The organism is Pseudomonas urethralis (genome assembly GCF_021602465.1).
Classification (GTDB): domain Bacteria; phylum Pseudomonadota; class Gammaproteobacteria; order Pseudomonadales; family Pseudomonadaceae; genus Aquipseudomonas; species Aquipseudomonas vlassakiae.
In genome coordinates this window covers 1-15,547 of the sequence record NZ_BQIJ01000011.1, presented here as the reverse complement: position 1 = coordinate 15,547, position 15,547 = coordinate 1, and the positions used below count along the sequence as shown (strand labels likewise).

General features: G+C 56.5%; 15 protein-coding genes and 4 tRNA genes. 7 read left to right on the top strand and 12 right to left on the bottom strand.

All coding sequences use genetic code 11. From position 1 onward, the window contains the following. Positions 1-5: 5 nt before the first annotated feature. From L6D64_RS17940 to L6D64_RS17905, 8 genes are all read right to left on the bottom strand, one after another. Positions 6-2,147, bottom strand: a complete 2,142-nt coding sequence (locus tag L6D64_RS17940) for a transcriptional regulator (RefSeq protein WP_176506935.1) — start codon at positions 2,145-2,147, stop codon at positions 6-8. A 440-nt stretch (positions 2,148-2,587) separates the two neighbouring features. Beyond that, complete coding sequence (locus L6D64_RS17935; RefSeq protein WP_176506936.1) at positions 2,588-2,932, bottom strand: hypothetical protein; 345 nt, start codon at positions 2,930-2,932, stop codon at positions 2,588-2,590. 81 nt (positions 2,933-3,013) lie between these two features. Next, positions 3,014-3,823: a hypothetical protein gene (locus L6D64_RS17930; RefSeq protein WP_176506937.1), complete on the bottom strand. Its 810-nt coding sequence runs from the start codon at positions 3,821-3,823 to the stop codon at positions 3,014-3,016. Positions 3,824-4,520: 697 nt separating this feature from the next. After that, positions 4,521-4,808: a hypothetical protein gene (locus L6D64_RS17925; protein ID WP_176506938.1), complete on the bottom strand. Its 288-nt coding sequence runs from the start codon at positions 4,806-4,808 to the stop codon at positions 4,521-4,523. Continuing rightward, the gene (locus tag L6D64_RS17920) at positions 4,805-5,785 is read right to left on the bottom strand and encodes a site-specific integrase (protein ID WP_176506948.1); all 981 of its coding nucleotides are present in this window, start codon (positions 5,783-5,785) and stop codon (positions 4,805-4,807) included. Before L6D64_RS17920 ends, L6D64_RS17925 begins: the two co-directional genes overlap by 4 nt. Positions 5,786-6,680: 895 nt before the next feature. Further along, positions 6,681-8,003: a tyrosine-type recombinase/integrase gene (locus tag L6D64_RS17915; protein ID WP_176506939.1), complete on the bottom strand. Its 1,323-nt coding sequence runs from the start codon at positions 8,001-8,003 to the stop codon at positions 6,681-6,683. Positions 8,004-8,164: 161 nt separating this feature from the next. Further along, positions 8,165-8,240 (bottom strand) — tRNA-Thr (locus L6D64_RS17910). A gap of 70 nt (positions 8,241-8,310) precedes the next feature. After that, positions 8,311-8,721 carry a pilin gene (locus L6D64_RS17905; RefSeq protein WP_176506940.1) on the bottom strand — a complete coding sequence of 137 codons (411 nt, stop codon included), beginning with the start codon at positions 8,719-8,721 and terminating at the stop codon, positions 8,311-8,313. Positions 8,722-8,936: 215 nt separating this feature from the next. Between L6D64_RS17905 and L6D64_RS17900 the strand changes: the two genes are divergently transcribed. The 4 genes from L6D64_RS17900 to yacG are packed head-to-tail and all read left to right on the top strand — an operon-like array spanning position 8,937 to position 11,834. Then, a complete protein-coding gene (locus L6D64_RS17900) occupies positions 8,937-10,145 on the top strand; it encodes a type II secretion system F family protein (protein ID WP_176506941.1) in 1,209 nt (402 codons plus the stop codon). 2 nt (positions 10,146-10,147) lie between these two features. Then, positions 10,148-11,014, top strand: a complete 867-nt coding sequence (locus L6D64_RS17895) for a prepilin peptidase (RefSeq protein ID WP_176506942.1) — start codon at positions 10,148-10,150, stop codon at positions 11,012-11,014. Next, positions 11,014-11,637, top strand: coding sequence for a dephospho-CoA kinase (gene coaE / locus L6D64_RS17890; protein ID WP_176506943.1), 624 nt, complete (start codon positions 11,014-11,016; stop codon positions 11,635-11,637). Before L6D64_RS17895 ends, coaE begins: the two co-directional genes overlap by 1 nt. Further along, positions 11,634-11,834, top strand: a complete 201-nt coding sequence (gene yacG, locus L6D64_RS17885; RefSeq protein ID WP_054886117.1) for a DNA gyrase inhibitor YacG — start codon at positions 11,634-11,636, stop codon at positions 11,832-11,834. Before coaE ends, yacG begins: the two co-directional genes overlap by 4 nt. A 73-nt stretch (positions 11,835-11,907) precedes the next feature. On the opposite strand, the gene L6D64_RS17880 is transcribed toward yacG, so the two are convergent. Next, positions 11,908-12,615 carry an energy-coupling factor ABC transporter permease gene (locus tag L6D64_RS17880; RefSeq protein WP_176506944.1) on the bottom strand — a complete coding sequence of 236 codons (708 nt, stop codon included), beginning with the start codon at positions 12,613-12,615 and terminating at the stop codon, positions 11,908-11,910. Positions 12,616-12,701: 86 nt separating this feature from the next. Between L6D64_RS17880 and L6D64_RS17875 the strand changes: the two genes are divergently transcribed. The 3 genes from L6D64_RS17875 to L6D64_RS17865 all read left to right on the top strand — a co-directional run bounded on the left by L6D64_RS17875 (position 12,702) and on the right by L6D64_RS17865 (position 15,017). After that, the gene (locus L6D64_RS17875) at positions 12,702-13,331 is read left to right on the top strand and encodes a DUF1780 domain-containing protein (RefSeq protein WP_152959241.1); all 630 of its coding nucleotides are present in this window, start codon (positions 12,702-12,704) and stop codon (positions 13,329-13,331) included. 132 nt (positions 13,332-13,463) lie between these two features. After that, positions 13,464-13,637, top strand: a complete 174-nt coding sequence (locus L6D64_RS17870) for a DUF3094 domain-containing protein (protein WP_060512989.1) — start codon at positions 13,464-13,466, stop codon at positions 13,635-13,637. Between the two features lie 84 nt (positions 13,638-13,721). Beyond that, positions 13,722-15,017, top strand: coding sequence for an NAD(P)/FAD-dependent oxidoreductase (locus L6D64_RS17865; RefSeq protein ID WP_054886114.1), 1,296 nt, complete (start codon positions 13,722-13,724; stop codon positions 15,015-15,017). 203 nt (positions 15,018-15,220) lie between these two features. Here the strand turns inward: L6D64_RS17865 and L6D64_RS17860 are convergent. The 3 genes from L6D64_RS17860 to L6D64_RS17850 form a co-directional block, all read right to left on the bottom strand. Continuing rightward, positions 15,221-15,296: transfer RNA gene (locus L6D64_RS17860), tRNA-Lys, on the bottom strand. Between the two features lie 6 nt (positions 15,297-15,302). Then, positions 15,303-15,379, bottom strand: a tRNA-Pro gene (locus L6D64_RS17855). Positions 15,380-15,428: 49 nt separating this feature from the next. Then, positions 15,429-15,504 (bottom strand) — tRNA-Lys (locus L6D64_RS17850). Positions 15,505-15,547 lie beyond the last annotated feature (43 nt).

The window sequence follows — 15,547 nt, the reverse complement described above, 5'->3', positions numbered from 1 at the left end:
ATAATTTAGCGATCAGTGGGGCCGAAGTATGTCGCTTCACAACGGAAAGTAAGGCGACTTCTCATTCTCCCATCACTATCTGGCTCCTTATCCACCAGCCCCATATCCTTCAACTTACTTGTCCTGCGCCCTACCATTTGATGGGTAGTATCAATTAGGGCAGATATTTCACCAGCTCGCATATCTCTTTGCTCGTCATTGAGGGCGCTAATAATCTCTAGCTCAATCGGCTCTAGCATGATGTCTTTATCAAGGCGAGCCACTTCCTCCTTGAAATCATCAGAAAGATTTACAACCGAGCAAGTTCCCTCCCGGCAGTCTGGGCATCGCCACTTAAAGAACTCAAACTTATCTCGATTATCCATCGAGTGACACATACCACATGTATCACAACGAATAGTCTGGTTGCTCGACAAAAATTGATGAATAGCTCGTGTATACTCAAAGCAACGCTGCTGGAAATAATGCCTAAATGGGCGCCCGTCAGGATAACCCCAACTCATCCGCTCATTTTCGCACAAACCAAGAAATAAGGAGTATGCGATGACCTCTCTATTATCTTTGGCTCGCATTTTTTTATAACGAGACACAAAGAAATTAGATTCTAGAGAGGAAAGCATATCCTCCAAGCCCGGACTAACTGTGAAGTGGCTTGTAGGTGGATTAGATCCAAGGCTTGAAAAATAGTCGCCTCCGACTTCCTTAGAGATAATTCTACGCTTTACATCCTTCGCCTCATTGATCAAGCAGTTCAAAAGCTGGCTTTGATTATGACGATCAAGCTTATTCTCAAAGGGCTCCAATGCATAACGATTGAGGCGATCGAAATATTTTGAAATTGTGTTTTCGTAGTACTTTCGAGAAGCTAAGCGGATTGAGGCGGCCGTTATCTTTTGACCTTTTGAAACTCTATCCAGATACAGAAGATGCAACAAATGCCCCATAATCCTAGGAACATTGAATGAGGCCTGAAACATCAAGCGCATTACATCCTCGCGAGCAGTATCAGATGAGAGCTCAAAATAATTGGCCAAATCTTCACCGAAAACCTTAAAGCGAGTCTCCAAGAGCCTTGCAGCATAAGAGGATGCTGAGCGCTCCATCTCTTGAACTTCAGATGCCTCGTAAAGATCAGAAAAATCCAGACTAATAGTATCTGCCTTTCCTGGATCAATTTTCCCATAATAGACTCTACCTGGGTATCCAGCAACCTTTAACTTGACCGCCTCATTACTGGAATTATTCAAGGGAGACAGCACAACATCAACAAAAAGGCGTTGATCTATGAAACTTAGCTCCGAGAAGTCATCAAAGAACGCGACCAGACGAGCGAGGCCCGCACCAGCAATCAGCCCTTGAATATCTTCAATTATATCTCCAAAAGGGAATGACTTGACGACAACATCAGAGTATTCGTTATAAAAGTCGCTATCATCCAGAGTTTTATCGAAGTCAGTCATCGACTCGCTAATATTCGCACTCAACTCAGCCTTCGCAGGTGATATTTTTGCTGCCCCCTTCACAGATTGATCTATTTTCTGTGAATTTTCTTGCTGTTTTTTTATGCGAAGTTGGTGGCTTATCTTTTGCAGCACTGGAATCTCATGCTGCTCAAGTTTAGCACTCTTAATGCTATCCTCAAGAGCCGAAAGACTAGCAATTAAATCCTCATACTGACGCTTCACTCCTGACAGCCAGCGATCCCACAGAGACAATCGCTCACATGCGGCACCTATTTCCTTGAGCAACCCCGCAATGACTTTGCCGAGCATCACCTTCCTAAGCATATGTGAGCGATAGGCGACAGGTGAAATATTATTAGCCACTAGATCGACGTTCGATACATCAACCGCATCAATTACGTCATATATCGACTTAACATCGATGTAAACTGAGATAATATCTTTTCTGTCGCGAAGCATAGATTGCGCACGAGCAAAAACAGTGCTCTTTCCGGTACCTTTGCGCCCGAGAAGAAAAGTCGTATTGCCGGACAGCACAGACTTCAGGACTGCGTCCCCTGGAAGGGGGTCAACATAAAGCTGGTCGACAGGCTTACCATTGGTCTCAGGCTCGAAATCCTTGAGCTCTGCACGCCTATACTGACGAAGTGATTCAGCAATTTTCGAGAATTTTTCCAGATTCATGGAAGTTCCATCTAGGTTAGCAATCCGGCCCCTGCACTCAGCAGAGCGCAGATTTTTTCTCGTTATACCAAAATTAATTCACGAGCGCCACATCAGTCGTAGGCTAGCCTAACGAGCCAGCAAGTGGCTTGAATATTCACACAATGAAAAACGCTGTACGGTTTTCCACCTTACGCAACCTTGAGAACTCTATGATATGAGCAACTTTTACTTACAACTACTGCTATTAGCCGCTTGTCGCCCTCACAAGAAGCATCTACAGGTCGAAAGCGGCGATCGGTATTGCCGAACCACTTCCGACCCATAGTCAGCGAACTGCCAAACAACTTACAACAAACCAGCAGTTTCACTGCAACATCCTAACTAGCAGTCATGACGATCGCTTTATATCTGACTTAGCATCGACAATGGGCGCAGACTGCGTGACGGTATAGTTTTAACTAATAGCAAATTTCGACTTCATAGCTATCGCTAAAAACACTGAAAGATCTTGCCGATGTTGATTTCACTTCATTCCACTCAGTAGTCATCCTTCCAAACAACCCCATTTCTTTATAATTTTTGTAGCCGCAATCTTCCCAATGAATATCAATAATGGCGAAATTTGGGCGGCTATTTGTGAGCTGAACAGTAATTTCTTCTTTGTCAATTTTTAGAACGCCGTTAACCTTGGCGCTTACAACCCCGGTAAAGCTTGCGTAACTCGTGTCACCTGTTAATTGCCTCAGCGCAGAAAAAACTACGCTCGTACTGTTGGATGAAGTCAGCAGATCAAGTTTTGGCATATTAGTACCCTGCAATAATAATCGAAACCATAGATGGCTTTGGCTCATTTAAGCCTGAGGACTTCAGGCTGATCAATCATTTTATTTTGGAGAAACAAGAGAATTCACTCGATTGTAGTACCTATTTTCGAATCCAATAGGCTGCCCGTTAAGCTTGTCTGATACAGCATTTGTCTCGCGGAAAAAGTCAAGAAACGTCACGTCAAGTCCTGGAAGCTCTGGATTGATCTGCATCCGGGATAGGTGATTGACTACTGCGAGCACTGTGGCGAACTCGAAACATGCAACAAAGCCCTGCGCTATGCCTTTCTTTTCAGTTCGTAGATACTGGTAAGTGAATTTAGACTGTGTGCCATCAGTGATTACGGAAGTATTATTGACCAAGGCAATTGGGTTTGGATGAGCGCCGAAATCTATAGCAGCATCATATAAGGTCATCACATATTCTTCATAGGGCGTATCACCCGATTTCTTATCGTGCTCCTGTAAATAACCTCGAAACCGTGTCATTGCTCGCGTAAGCGCTTGCTTGCAATTATTGAAGTCCTCATCAGACACATGGCGCTTTCGCCACTTATCAACTAGTCCGTCTTCGCGATTAAACAAGTAACCATACACAGCTGATTCCAGAGCAGTCCTAAGAAGTGGGAACATTGCTGAAAAGTGACCCGATCTGGCCAAGTCGTAAGCGGCTAGGTATAGGGAGTGAGCGTGAACTGCTGCCGCAAGGGCTTCACCGGCTCCCAATTCTCGGGTCGAAGAGAGAATTAGGTGATCACATTTTTCCCCATGGGCTATGGCCTCGACAAAGTCCTCTTGGATGAGCTTACGCAATTCGTACTTTGTAGCTGCGTATTGATCATAGTCGAAGTGAGGACTGGTAGTTTCCATACTTTATCTCCTAGATGGTTACTGCGTAACGCTTGTGATGACTTTTTGAAAATTCCGAACGATGGCTAAATGCCACCTTTCCAATGTGAATCACACACACCATTTTCGATTGTGTCAACCCCTCAGTGCTGTGTGACAACCATTAAAGGGCGTAGGAACCTATGGAGGTGTCATTTTTTTGTAGAATGCTCGCGGCTTTAGCGAAACGCGGCCGTGGGCAAGCGATCCGAGATTTACTGGGAGACTGGGAAAAATGGCTTTTTCCGGAACTTTCCACATCGGGCGCCCCAAAATGGCTTGTTGAAGGGTAACAACCATATAGCGACCAGCTAGTGCAAGCTTGTGAAAATCTATGTCGCGATGGACACATTGGCCTGCTGGCCGCAGTGCCTACATGAACTGCCCTTAGAAACTGGGAGGCTGGACTTCCATTGCTCAGCTTCGACGTTTCTGGTAGCGGCTCATGCGATAGCGCCGTCCAGAATGGCTTCTCTCGTGGTGCTTTCCCTATCGCTGTTCAGGTATTTGTCTGCCGCTCAACCGCGGGTAGATCAAGAAATATTTTGGTGCCCGCAACCTGGCATCATAGTTCATCAAGCGCTATGAGTTTCTCCGTGCATAAGCATGGGGGTTGCGAGCACTTGTCATAACAAGTTATTGCCTGCTAAGAGGGGAACGCGCTCAGTCGTGACTATCGTCAAATCTTAGTTTGGTATTTAAGCACCCACGGTCGCTCTAAACGACGAACTAGCAACCGCGCCGTTAGCAAATAGTAGTACCGAGTCGCCGCGCATCGCCCAGCCAGTCGGCGTTCAAGAAACCAAGTCACATGTTTTCTCTGCCACGCCCAAGGAGTTTCCAGCTGCCAGCGTTCAGATATCTCAGCTTGGATGAGCTTTGCTTGCCGTAAATGGCGCTGCCGGGTTGCGTACGAACCCGTCAGCACCGCAGCCAAGAACAGCTCCATATCAAATGACTTGCTCATCTGCGTCCTCCGATGTAGGCCGCGACCACATCGATCCGACCGTGCCCCAACTCATAGCTGATTTGCCTTCTGGCCTCACGATCTAGGTTCCTATCTGCCTGGCAACATTGGCCGCCGTTGATAGGCGCGGGGTGTTGGGTGATTTGCTCATAGCGTTCACATGCGTACGCCGCTCGTAGCTCATGGAAGCCCTTGAGCTTTTGTGCATGCAGGACATCCCGCGCTGGGCGGATGATTTCCTGAAGAACATTCAGATAGCTTTCGTCTGGTGCAATCAGGTTGCGGCTACTCGCAGGCGACACCTGCCGTGCAAACACAAGTGCGTCTTGAACATGGTGGTCCACCGCAATCCATCGCGGCGCTGAGACCCCGGCACGACCGCCTTTGGTGCCATTCTGAATGTTAATCCTACCTAGATCGTCAGCCTCACGGCTTAGCCGTGGCAGGTCAGCCAAGATGACCTCACGCAGGCGCATGCCGGTGGCTCTCGACAATAGAACGATTGCAGCGGCCCGCAGTTGATGTCGACTGCAAAGCGTATCGACGATCTGCTTAACCTGTTCGCGGTCTTGGCCCTGCGGCACTGAGTGGCGAATCCCGGTGCGCTGCATACCCAACGCTTTGCTCGGACTGGGCAGTGCTACGTACTGATCACCGCGAAGCGCCACCATGGTCCTGTTAACGCTGGATAGCCGGTTTTGTGCGGTGCTGACAGCAAGGTCACCGCGCCTAACCACGTCGCGCAGATACGCTGCATAGTCCGCCAGCACCCTCCGATCAATCTGCCGCGCATCATTGATACCGGGGCCCTGATCGGAGCGGCACCACTTCACGAATGCGTGCCACCGATCACAGTGCGCTTTGACCGTGCCGTAGTGGCCGCCGCCGAACATGTCTTTCAACGCCTGCGGCCCTGCATAGCTCAGTTGCCTGCCGTAACCGAAATTGCGGCCATCGCGTCTACCCACCAATGCCATATTGGTCACCTCATCTTCTGCTCTCCAGTCCTCGCCCCACGTCATCCCGCCAAGAATGCTGAGTGTTATCAGGGATCAAGGCCCCTGCGACCTGTGGGGATGTCCTCTAGCGCGGGACTGGCGGCTCCTTACGTCCGGGAGCAAGGGCATCTCATGATCTGGCCTCCTGAACACCGTTGCCGGTGGGCGGGTGGAGGCAGCACTGGCTGACTAGACCAACGTCTGAAGATCCTGAGCCGGGTGAACGCAGCAATGCAATGACCGGGGCATGCCTGACTGTCAGTCAGGTGCAGTCCATTCCTTGGTCTGCGGCACCATCATCTACATGGCTGTTGCTGGTGATATCGGCGTTTGTCACGCCAATTGTCACGAGGGGGAATGCCGCAAAGCCTTGTGCGATCAGGGCTGCAGCAGCTGTAGAAGTGCCCGTCTCTTTTCAGGAAAAGAGACGGGCACCAGTTGGCGCAAGATTCGGCCAAGCGGATAGGTTGCTGCAGGGCAGCGAGGTACGGTGTATCTGGCGCACGAGCGCTATATGTGTAAGAGCATCCATCACATGGGTAGTGACCGGGCGAGCTGCCGGATGCGAATCGCCCTTGGGGAGAACCACCGCGAGAGCGGCGTGACCTTTAAGGTTCGGGTCACCTGGGGTGCTGTCAACGACAGCCTTTGCACTATCTTTTCTACGCCCGCAATCCGGGAGGGTCAAGCGACTCGCCCGCTGGATTTTGCAGTTGAAAATGGCATGGGGCGTGTACGGAATCCCGTGGTTTCCAGTGGCCAGTTGGGTGCTTTTGATTTTTTCGGTGAGGTCCATCCAAACAGGGCGGCTTTGCAGCCCTATTTGGATGGACCCGCATGGAAAGCGGATCACCGAACTTTCAAAGCCGTGCGCTCACTCGACTGCGCCACGCCTTGCTCTAAGACTCGATACGTTTGCCCCGGCCTGATTCGCGAACTCATGCGGCGAGATATGCTCCTGCCGATTCGCTTCGAGGTAGCGGCTCCACCAACTCATGATCATTCGCCGCTCCTCCAGGAACTCGGCCTTGTGGATATACGCCGCCCGAACGTTGTTGCGCTCCCTGTGGCTCATCTGCCGCTCGATAGCGGTCTCTGACCAAAGCCCGGATTCGACCAAGGCACTGCACGCCATGGACCGAAAGCCATGACCGCAGATTTCGGTCTTGGTGTCGTAGCCCATGTTCCGCAAAGCGCTGTTGACCGTGTTCTCGGACATAGGCTTCCACGAGCGAGCGTCACTGGTGAACACTAGGTCGAAGTACCCCGTGATCGCATGAATCTGTTCGAGCAACATCACCGCTTGCGGTGAAAGCGGGACAAGGTGGATGTCGCCCGCCATCTTCGTCCCTCTGGTCGAGTACGGAACGCCGTCTAACGCGGGCCGCGTATCAGGTATCTCCCAAATACCGCGCTTCAGGTCGAACTCACTCCAACGTGCGAAGCGCAATTCGCTGGAGCGCACGAACACGTGTAGCGACAGCATGACTGTCAGCCGAGTGAGCGTGCGTCCCTTGTAGTTCTCGATGCGGTCCATCAACTCTGGCAGACGTGAGAGCGGGAGTGCAGGCCGATGCGTAACCCGTGGCGCGCTGATGAAGCCCTCAAGGTCATACGCAGGGTTCACCGTGATCAGCCGCAGCCGTTTCGCCTCACGCATGATGCTCTGAAGGTAGTTTTGTACCCTTAACGCCACATCGATCGTGCCGCGCTTCTTGATTGCCTCAAGCGGCTGCATGAGGTCGAAGGTATCCAGATCCACGATGGCCCGTGCGCCTAGCAGCGGGAATACGTGAGTCTTCAAGCGACTCAACACGGTCCTCGAATGGCCAGGCGCCCACTTCACGGACATTTCCTTATGCCAGTCCAAGGCAACGCGCTCAAAGGTGTGCCCTCTGACAACCGCCTCGGCCTTGGCCTGCTGCTTGGACGCAATCGGATCAATGCCTTCAGCCAGCATCCGCTTAGTCTCCAGACGCTTCTGCCGAGCATCTGCGAGCCCTATGACGGGGTAGATGCCAAACGAGGTCAGCCCCTCTCGCCCATCCGGTTTCACATACCGGAAACGCCAGCCTTTGCGGCCATTGGGGTAAACGAGGAGGTAAAGACCGTCACCGTCGAAAAGCTTGTAGGGGCGATCAGTAGGTTTGGCCGAACGGCATGCGGTGTCGGTCAGGGGAGCAGTAGTACGAGCCATAAGGGTAAACCCCTTTATCGAATCGACTTTATCCCAAACGTTACCCCTAAATCGGCTGGCAGCTGTCGGAATCCGACGGAACGCCATAACGAAAAAACCCGCCAGAAGGCGGGTTTTACGGGGGTTCCAGAGATTTTGGTAGCCTTCGCTGGAACCTGAACTGGTGCCGGAGACAGGAATCGAACCTGCGACCTTCGCGTTACGAGTGCGCTGCTCTACCGACTGAGCTACACCGGCGTGTAGCGCAACGTACCACTGCCGCACCCGCCGCGTAAACCCCTGTTTCCCCGGCCTTATTCCCCTTCCCTCAGGGCGCTTTGCAGCCCTTCGGCGCGAGGTCTTCCTCGATATCGGTCGTGCAGGTCCAGCCAGTTGGCGAACGCGTCAGGGCAAGGCTCTTGCCAACCACATTGGTCGGCGCATCAACCAGGGTGCATGCAATCGTGCCAATCCCGTCAGCCGCCTTGCTGCTCACCGCAATCGCACAGTTCGCCGTAGCCGGCTGGCCACCCAATTCAGCCACACTCCCCACCTCCTTGCCTTCATTCAAGCGCAGCTCCATCGCCGTCTTCAGCGCGCTGATCTCCAGCAACCCGGCCGCCGCCTTGGTGCGGGACTGGTGGTTGGTGTACATCGGGATGGCAATGGTCGCCAGAATGCCGATGATCGCGACGACGATCATCAGTTCGATCAGGGTGATACCGCGTTGCCCTTTCATGAATGATTTCCTTTTTGATACGTGTACTGGTGGAGGTCAGGCTCGCCCCAGCTGGCAGCGGCGCAGTAGGCCTGAACAGACACCTTTTGTCACCCCTGCCTGCCAGGGCGTCATCTTCGCTGAACTACTCTAGTGAGCATCACGGACGCACGCCCGCTCATGGACGCGGCAAGCTGTTTCCAGGCTTGTCGCACGAGCCGAAAAGGACCTTTGCAATGAACCCATCTACACACCTCTACACCTGGCGCGGCACGGATGCCAATGGCGCCGCGGTCAGCGGCCAGGTCAGCGGGCGCAGCCCGGCCTATGCGCGGGCCGGCTTGCAGCGCCAGGGCATCCACGTGCTCAGCCTGCGGGCGGCTGGCGGGTTTGAATGGCGTTTGCCGAAAGCTCGGGATAAGACAGACCCAGCAGGCTTCAGTCGGCAGCTGGCGACCTTGCTCAAGGCCGGGGTGCCACTGCTGCAGGCCTTCGAGGTGATGGGGCGCAGCGGCTGCAGTGCGGGGCAGGCAGCGTTACTGGATAAATTGAAACGGGATGTGGCCTCGGGCCTGGGGCTGGCGGATGCGCTGCAGCGCCATCCGGCGTGGTTCGATGGGTTGTACTGCAACCTGATTCGTGTGGGCGAGCAGTCCGGTACGCTTGATCGGCAGCTGGAACAACTGGCGGGGATGCTGGAGCAACGCCAGGTGCTGCGTAAGCGAGTACGCAAGGCGATGCTCTATCCGTTGCTGCTGTTGCTGACCGGGCTGGGGGTTTCGGCGGTGTTGTTGCTGGAGGTGATTCCTCGTTTCGAGAGCCTGTTCGCCGGTTTCGATGCCGCGCTGCCGGCGTTCACACAGTGGGTGATCGACTTGTCCACAGGGCTGGGGCGCTATGCGCCGTTGCTGTTGATAACCGCGCTTGGCCTGGGCTTCGCCGTGACCCGGCTGTATCAGAAGCATGCGCCAGCCCGCTTGTGGATAACTGCACAGGCTTTGCGCCTGCCTGTGTTCGGCAGGCTGTTGAGCCAGGCGGCCCTGGCGCGCTTTGCTCGCACCCTGGCCACGTCCTATGCTGCGGGGGTGCCGTTGCTGGATGCGCTGGTCACCGTGGCCAAGGCCTGTGGCGATGACCTGCACGAGCAGGCGGTGCAGCGCTTGCGCCAGGGCATGGCCAACGGGCAGGCGCTGAATCAGGCAATGGGTAATGAACCGCTGTTTCCGCCATTGTTGGTACAACTCACCGCCATCGGTGAATCCAGCGGCACGCTGGACCAGATGCTGGATAAGTCCGCCAGCCATTACGAGGAACAGGTCAGCCAGACGCTGGACCAGTTGACCAGCCTGCTGGAGCCGGCCATCGTGCTGATCCTGGGCTTGCTGGTCGGTGGCCTGGTGGTGGCGATGTACCTGCCGATCTTCCAGTTGGGTAGCTTGATCTGAACATGACTTCATGGACTTTGCTGGCCGAGCGGCCAGCGTACTTCATCACCCTGGCGGCTGTGCTCGGCCTGCTGGTGGGCAGCTTCCTCAACGTGGTGGTGCATCGCTTGCCGATCATGCTGGAGCGCCAATGGCAGCGTGAGGCGCAGGAAGCATTGGGTCTGCCGACCACCGAATACCAGCGCTTCAATCTGTCCCTCCCCGCCTCCCACTGCCCGCACTGCGGGCACGCGATCCGCGCCTGGGAGAACATCCCGCTGCTGAGTTACCTGGCATTGCGCGGACGCTGCTCGGCCTGCAAGCAGCCGATCAGTGCACGTTATCCATTGGTCGAGTTGGCCTGTGCGCTGTTATCGGTGGTGGTGGCCTGGCACTCCGGCGCTGGCATCGAGGCGCTGGCCCTGCTGCTGTTGACCTGGAGCCTGCTGGCACTGAGCCTGATCGACCATGACCAGCAGATCCTGCCCGATGTCATCGTGCTGCCAACGCTGTGGCTGGGCTTGATCGTCAATGCCTTCGACACCGTGGTGCCGTTGCCCGCCGCATTGTGGGGCGCGGTGGCGGGGTACCTGAGCCTGTGGTCGGTGTACTGGGTGTTCAAGCTGGTTACCGGCAAGGAGGGCATGGGCTATGGCGACTTCAAGCTGCTGGCGCTGATCGGTGCCTGGGGCGGCTGGCAGGTATTGCCGTTGACCTTGCTGCTGTCATCGGTCATCGGCGTGGTGGCGGGCCTGTGCCTGCTACGCGTGCGCAGGCAATCCGTCGGCACGGCGATACCCTTTGGCCCTTATCTGGCCACTGCGGGGTGGATTGCTGTGCTCTGGGGTGATGAAATGTACGCCTTCTACCTGCAACTGTTTGGAATGTGATGACCACCAAGGCCTTCACCCCCTGGATTCTCGGGCTGACCGGCGGCATCGGCAGCGGCAAGAGTGCCGCCGCCGAGCGCTTCGTCGAACTTGGCGTGCACCTGGTCGACGCCGACCAGGCAGCGCGCTGGGTGGTCGAACCCGGTCGCCCGGCACTGGCCAGCATCGTCGAGCGCTTCGGCACCGGTGTGCTGCTGGACGATGGCCAGCTGGACCGCGCAGCGTTGCGCCAGCTGATCTTCGCCGACCCGGCCCAGCGCAAGTGGCTGGAACAACTGCTGCACCCGCTGATCGGGCAGGAGATCTTCAGTTACCTGGCCAAGGCCGAGTCGCCCTACGCGGTGTATGTGTCGCCGTTGCTGATCGAGTCGGGCCAGTACCAGAAGGTCCAGCGCGTGCTGGTGATCGATGTGCCGCAGGAGCTGCAGGTGGCGCGCACCCTGGCGCGTGACAACACCAGCCCTGAGCAGGTACAGGCCATTCTCAAGGCCCAGCTGGCCCGTGAGGAGCGCCTGGGCCATGCCGACGATGTAGTGGTCAATGATGGCGACCTCGCCGCACTGCACGAGCAGATTGACCGCCTGCACCATTTTTACCTGACTTTACGAGGAGGCCAGCCATGAGCCAGCCATTGACCGTCGATTGCCCGACCTGTGGCGCACCTGTGGAATGGAACGAGAAGAATGCATACCGGCCGTTCTGTTCCGATCGCTGCAAGCTGATCGACCTGGGCGCCTGGGCGGCCGAGGAACACAAGATTCCGGTGGCGCCGGATGCCGAGGATGAGCTGTTTTCCGGGGAGCTGGAGCCGCGGCATTGATCTGATTCTCGGCGGCTGCACTGGCCTCTTCGCTGGCGCGCCCGCGAAGAGGCCGGAACTGCCAATTCAATTCTCAGCGCTCATCATCCTTCCACGGCGCCTGCAGATACCGGGTGCGGTTGAACGTCTCCAGCCATTCCGGGCAGAACACCACCAGCGCACTGATCACCATGCCGTTGATGAACGCCTCCGGGAACATCATCAGCCACAGGTAGCCGATAAAATCGCTGAGCCACTCCGGCATCGCAAAGCGACCATCAAGCCACAACACCGCCAACGCCACCGGCACGCAAATCAGCACCGTCAGCGCAGCGGGAAAGAACCCCGAACAGAAGATGTAAACGAACAGGTTTCGCGGCTGCGCCCGCTCCACCAGGATCGCGCACACTTCGGTGATCAGCACCGGCAAGCCCACCAGCAGCAAACCGTTGACCCCAAGCGCCGCAAGGTCCTGCCGCCCCAGCGCCAGCAACCCCAACTGGGCGAGGAAACCGCCCAGAACGGCCAGCGGCCAGTCCAGCAGCAAGGTCACTGCCGTCATGCCGATGAAGTGGTAAGACACACCCGTGTCGAAATCGCGCCGGACCAGCCATAGCGCGAACAGGCAGAACACCGTGCCAAACAAAAGGTGCTGACGGCGCCGGTCGGTCACCAGTTCCACCCAGCGTGTACGGCTGGCGGCCCAGATCAGCAAGGGCACGTAACCCAGCCAACCCACGGCAAGGCTGGTTGTGGATAAAACCTGCGCGCTGATCACCTGGAACATATCCCTTTCGGCCATGTGGACAAGCTGAGTCTACACCCTGCCCCGTTTCCTACGCACAAACAGCATCTTACCGTCATCGATTAGCGGCTAAGCTTGTTCCCATGGATGACTCAGATTACCTGCGCCTGCTTACCATCCAGGCCGAACAAGCCAATGCCTTTCTCTCCAACGCCCGCAAGTGGGAGCGGGAGCGCTGGGTGTGCCAGCGCCTGCTGCAAGGGCTGAACATCCCCTACCGTAGCGAGGACTTCACCCCGGCCGGCCAGGAGCCACCGGATGTGCTGTTCCGCGATGCGGCATTCGAGGTGTTCTTCGTGCTCGACGAAGGCCGCCGCCTCAACGATGAGTGGCGTGAGGAGCTGCAACGCCGGCGCAGTGCCTTTTCCCTGGCCCAGCTGGTGCGCCGCGAAGCCCGCCCCCGGCGTATCGCCGCCGCCGAGCTGCTCGGGCGCCTGGCGCCAACCCTGCGCAAGAAGGCGCACAACTACCGTGAGCGCGGGCTGGACCTGGGCGAGCTGGACATCATCGCCTTTGCCAGCCTCAAGCGCGAAGTGCTCGACCTCAATACCCATTTCCCACCGCCCACCGAATACCTGCGCCAGGGCTGGCGCTCGCTGTCGCTGGTCGGGCCGACGTTCGCCCGCGTGCTGTTCGCCCACCCCGACGCGCCGGACTTTCTGCGTGGCAACCTGGGGCGCAGCATTGTCTTCGACGTGGGCATCAGTCTTTGATCCACTGCCGAGAGTCTTTGCGATGGCGTAAACTCGGCGCCAGGGATAGAAAGCATTATCATTTGTTTGACGCGCTTGCATGAACGCTGTGGCGTTCGTGCAGTCACAAACGTCTATCTGACGAGGCCCACCATGACCAGCCGCCTGAACCCGGAAGATCAGCGTCGTGTCGATGAGTATCTGCGAGCCCCCCAGCATCAAGTCGAGCGCCGGCCTTTCCGGCCCTGGCTGCTCCTTGTGCTGGTATTGGCCGTGACCATCGGGTTGGGTCTCATCAGCCGCCTGCTGAGTGAACTGGTGCTATGAGCTGCTTGGCGCTCGCCCTTCCCTCTCGCAGTTTGCGGCCGGCCCCTGTGGCCACGAATTCCGTAAACCTTATGAGATATTTCCATGACTCATCGCATCGTGATTGTCGGCGGCGGCGCCGGCGGCCTGGAACTGGCGACCCGCCTGGGTAAAAGCCTGGGCAAGCGCAAGCAGGCCGAGATCACCCTGGTCGACGCCAACCTTACGCATATCTGGAAACCCCTGCTGCACGAAGTGGCCGCCGGCTCGCTGAACTCCTCGGAAGATGAACTGAACTACGTGGCCCAGGCCAAGTGGAACCACTTCAACTTCCAGCTGGGCCGCATGAGTGGCCTGGACCGTGAAGGCAAGCAGATTCAACTCGCCGCCACCCTCGATGACGAGGGCCGCGAGTTGCTGCCTGCGCGCATCCTGGGCTACGACACCTTGGTCATCGCCGTGGGCTCGAATACCAACGACTTCGGCACCCTGGGCGCGGCGCAGCACTGCCTGTTCCTCGACACCCGCAAGCAGGCCGAGCGCTTCCATCAGCAGCTGCTGAACCACTACCTGCGCGCCCATGCCGGTGACGTGGCCAGCGAGCAGATCAGCGTAGCCATCGTCGGCGCTGGTGCCACCGGTGTGGAACTGGCCGCAGAGCTGCACCACGCGGCCCATGAACTGGCCGCCTATGGTCTGGACCGCATTCAGCCCAAGGACATGCACATCACCCTGATCGAGGCCGGCCCGCGCGTGCTGCCTGCCCTGCCGGAACGCATCAGCGTGCCGGTGCACAAGACCCTGGAGAAACTCGGGGTGAAAGTGATGACTAACGCGGCGGTCAGTGAAGTGACCGAGGATGGCCTGAAGACCAAGGACGGTGAAGTGATCCAGGCCAGCCTCAAGGTGTGGGCGGCAGGTATCCGTGCGCCGGGTTTCCTCAAGGACATCGATGGCCTGGAAACCAACCGCATCAACCAGCTGGTAGTGCGCCCGACCCTGCAGACCACCCGCGATGACAACATCTTCGCCTTCGGCGACTGTGCCGCGTGCCCGCAACCGGGCAGCGACCGCAACGTGCCACCACGAGCCCAGGCCGCGCATCAGCAGGCTTCGATGCTGGCGCAGAGTCTGAAGGCGCGGCTGGAGAACAAGGCGCTGCCAACCTACGCGTACAAGGACTACGGTTCGCTGGTGTCGCTGTCGCGCTTCTCGGCGGTGGGCAACCTGATGGGTAACCTGATGGGCAGCGTGAAGCTGGAGGGCTGGCTGGCGCGGATGTTCTACGTGTCGCTGTACCGCATGCACCAAATGGCGCTGTATGGGTTCTTCCGCACGGCGTTGATGATGCTGGGCAGCAAGATTGGCCGTGGCACTGAGCCGCGATTGAAGCTGCACTGAAGATTGTCGGGGGCGCTTTGCGCCCCTTTCGCGACGCAAGGCCGCTCCCACATCGATCGCGCAAGCCCAATCTAGAGGGCAAACGCGGACATTGTGGGAGCGGCCTTGTGTCGCGAAAGGCCTGCGAAGCAGGCCCAAGGATCTACGAGAATGAATCCGAGGCAAAAGAAAAAGGGCATCTCATTCGAGATGCCCTTTTTACATGGTGGGTCGTGTAGGATTCGAACCTACGACCAATTGGTTAAAAGCCAACTGCTCTACCAACTGAGCTAACGACCCTGAAAATGGTCGGGGTGAGGGGATTCGAACTCCTGACATCCTGCTCCCAAAGCAGGCGCGCTACCGGACTGCGCTACACCCCGAGGTCTTGCTAAAAAAAAGGGCACCTCAATCGAGATGCCCATTTTTACATGGTGGGTCGTGTAGGATTCGAACCTACGACCAATTGGTTAAAAGCCAACTGCTCTACCAACTGAGCTAACGACCCTGAAAATGGTCGGGGTGAGGGGATTCGAACTCCTGACATCCTG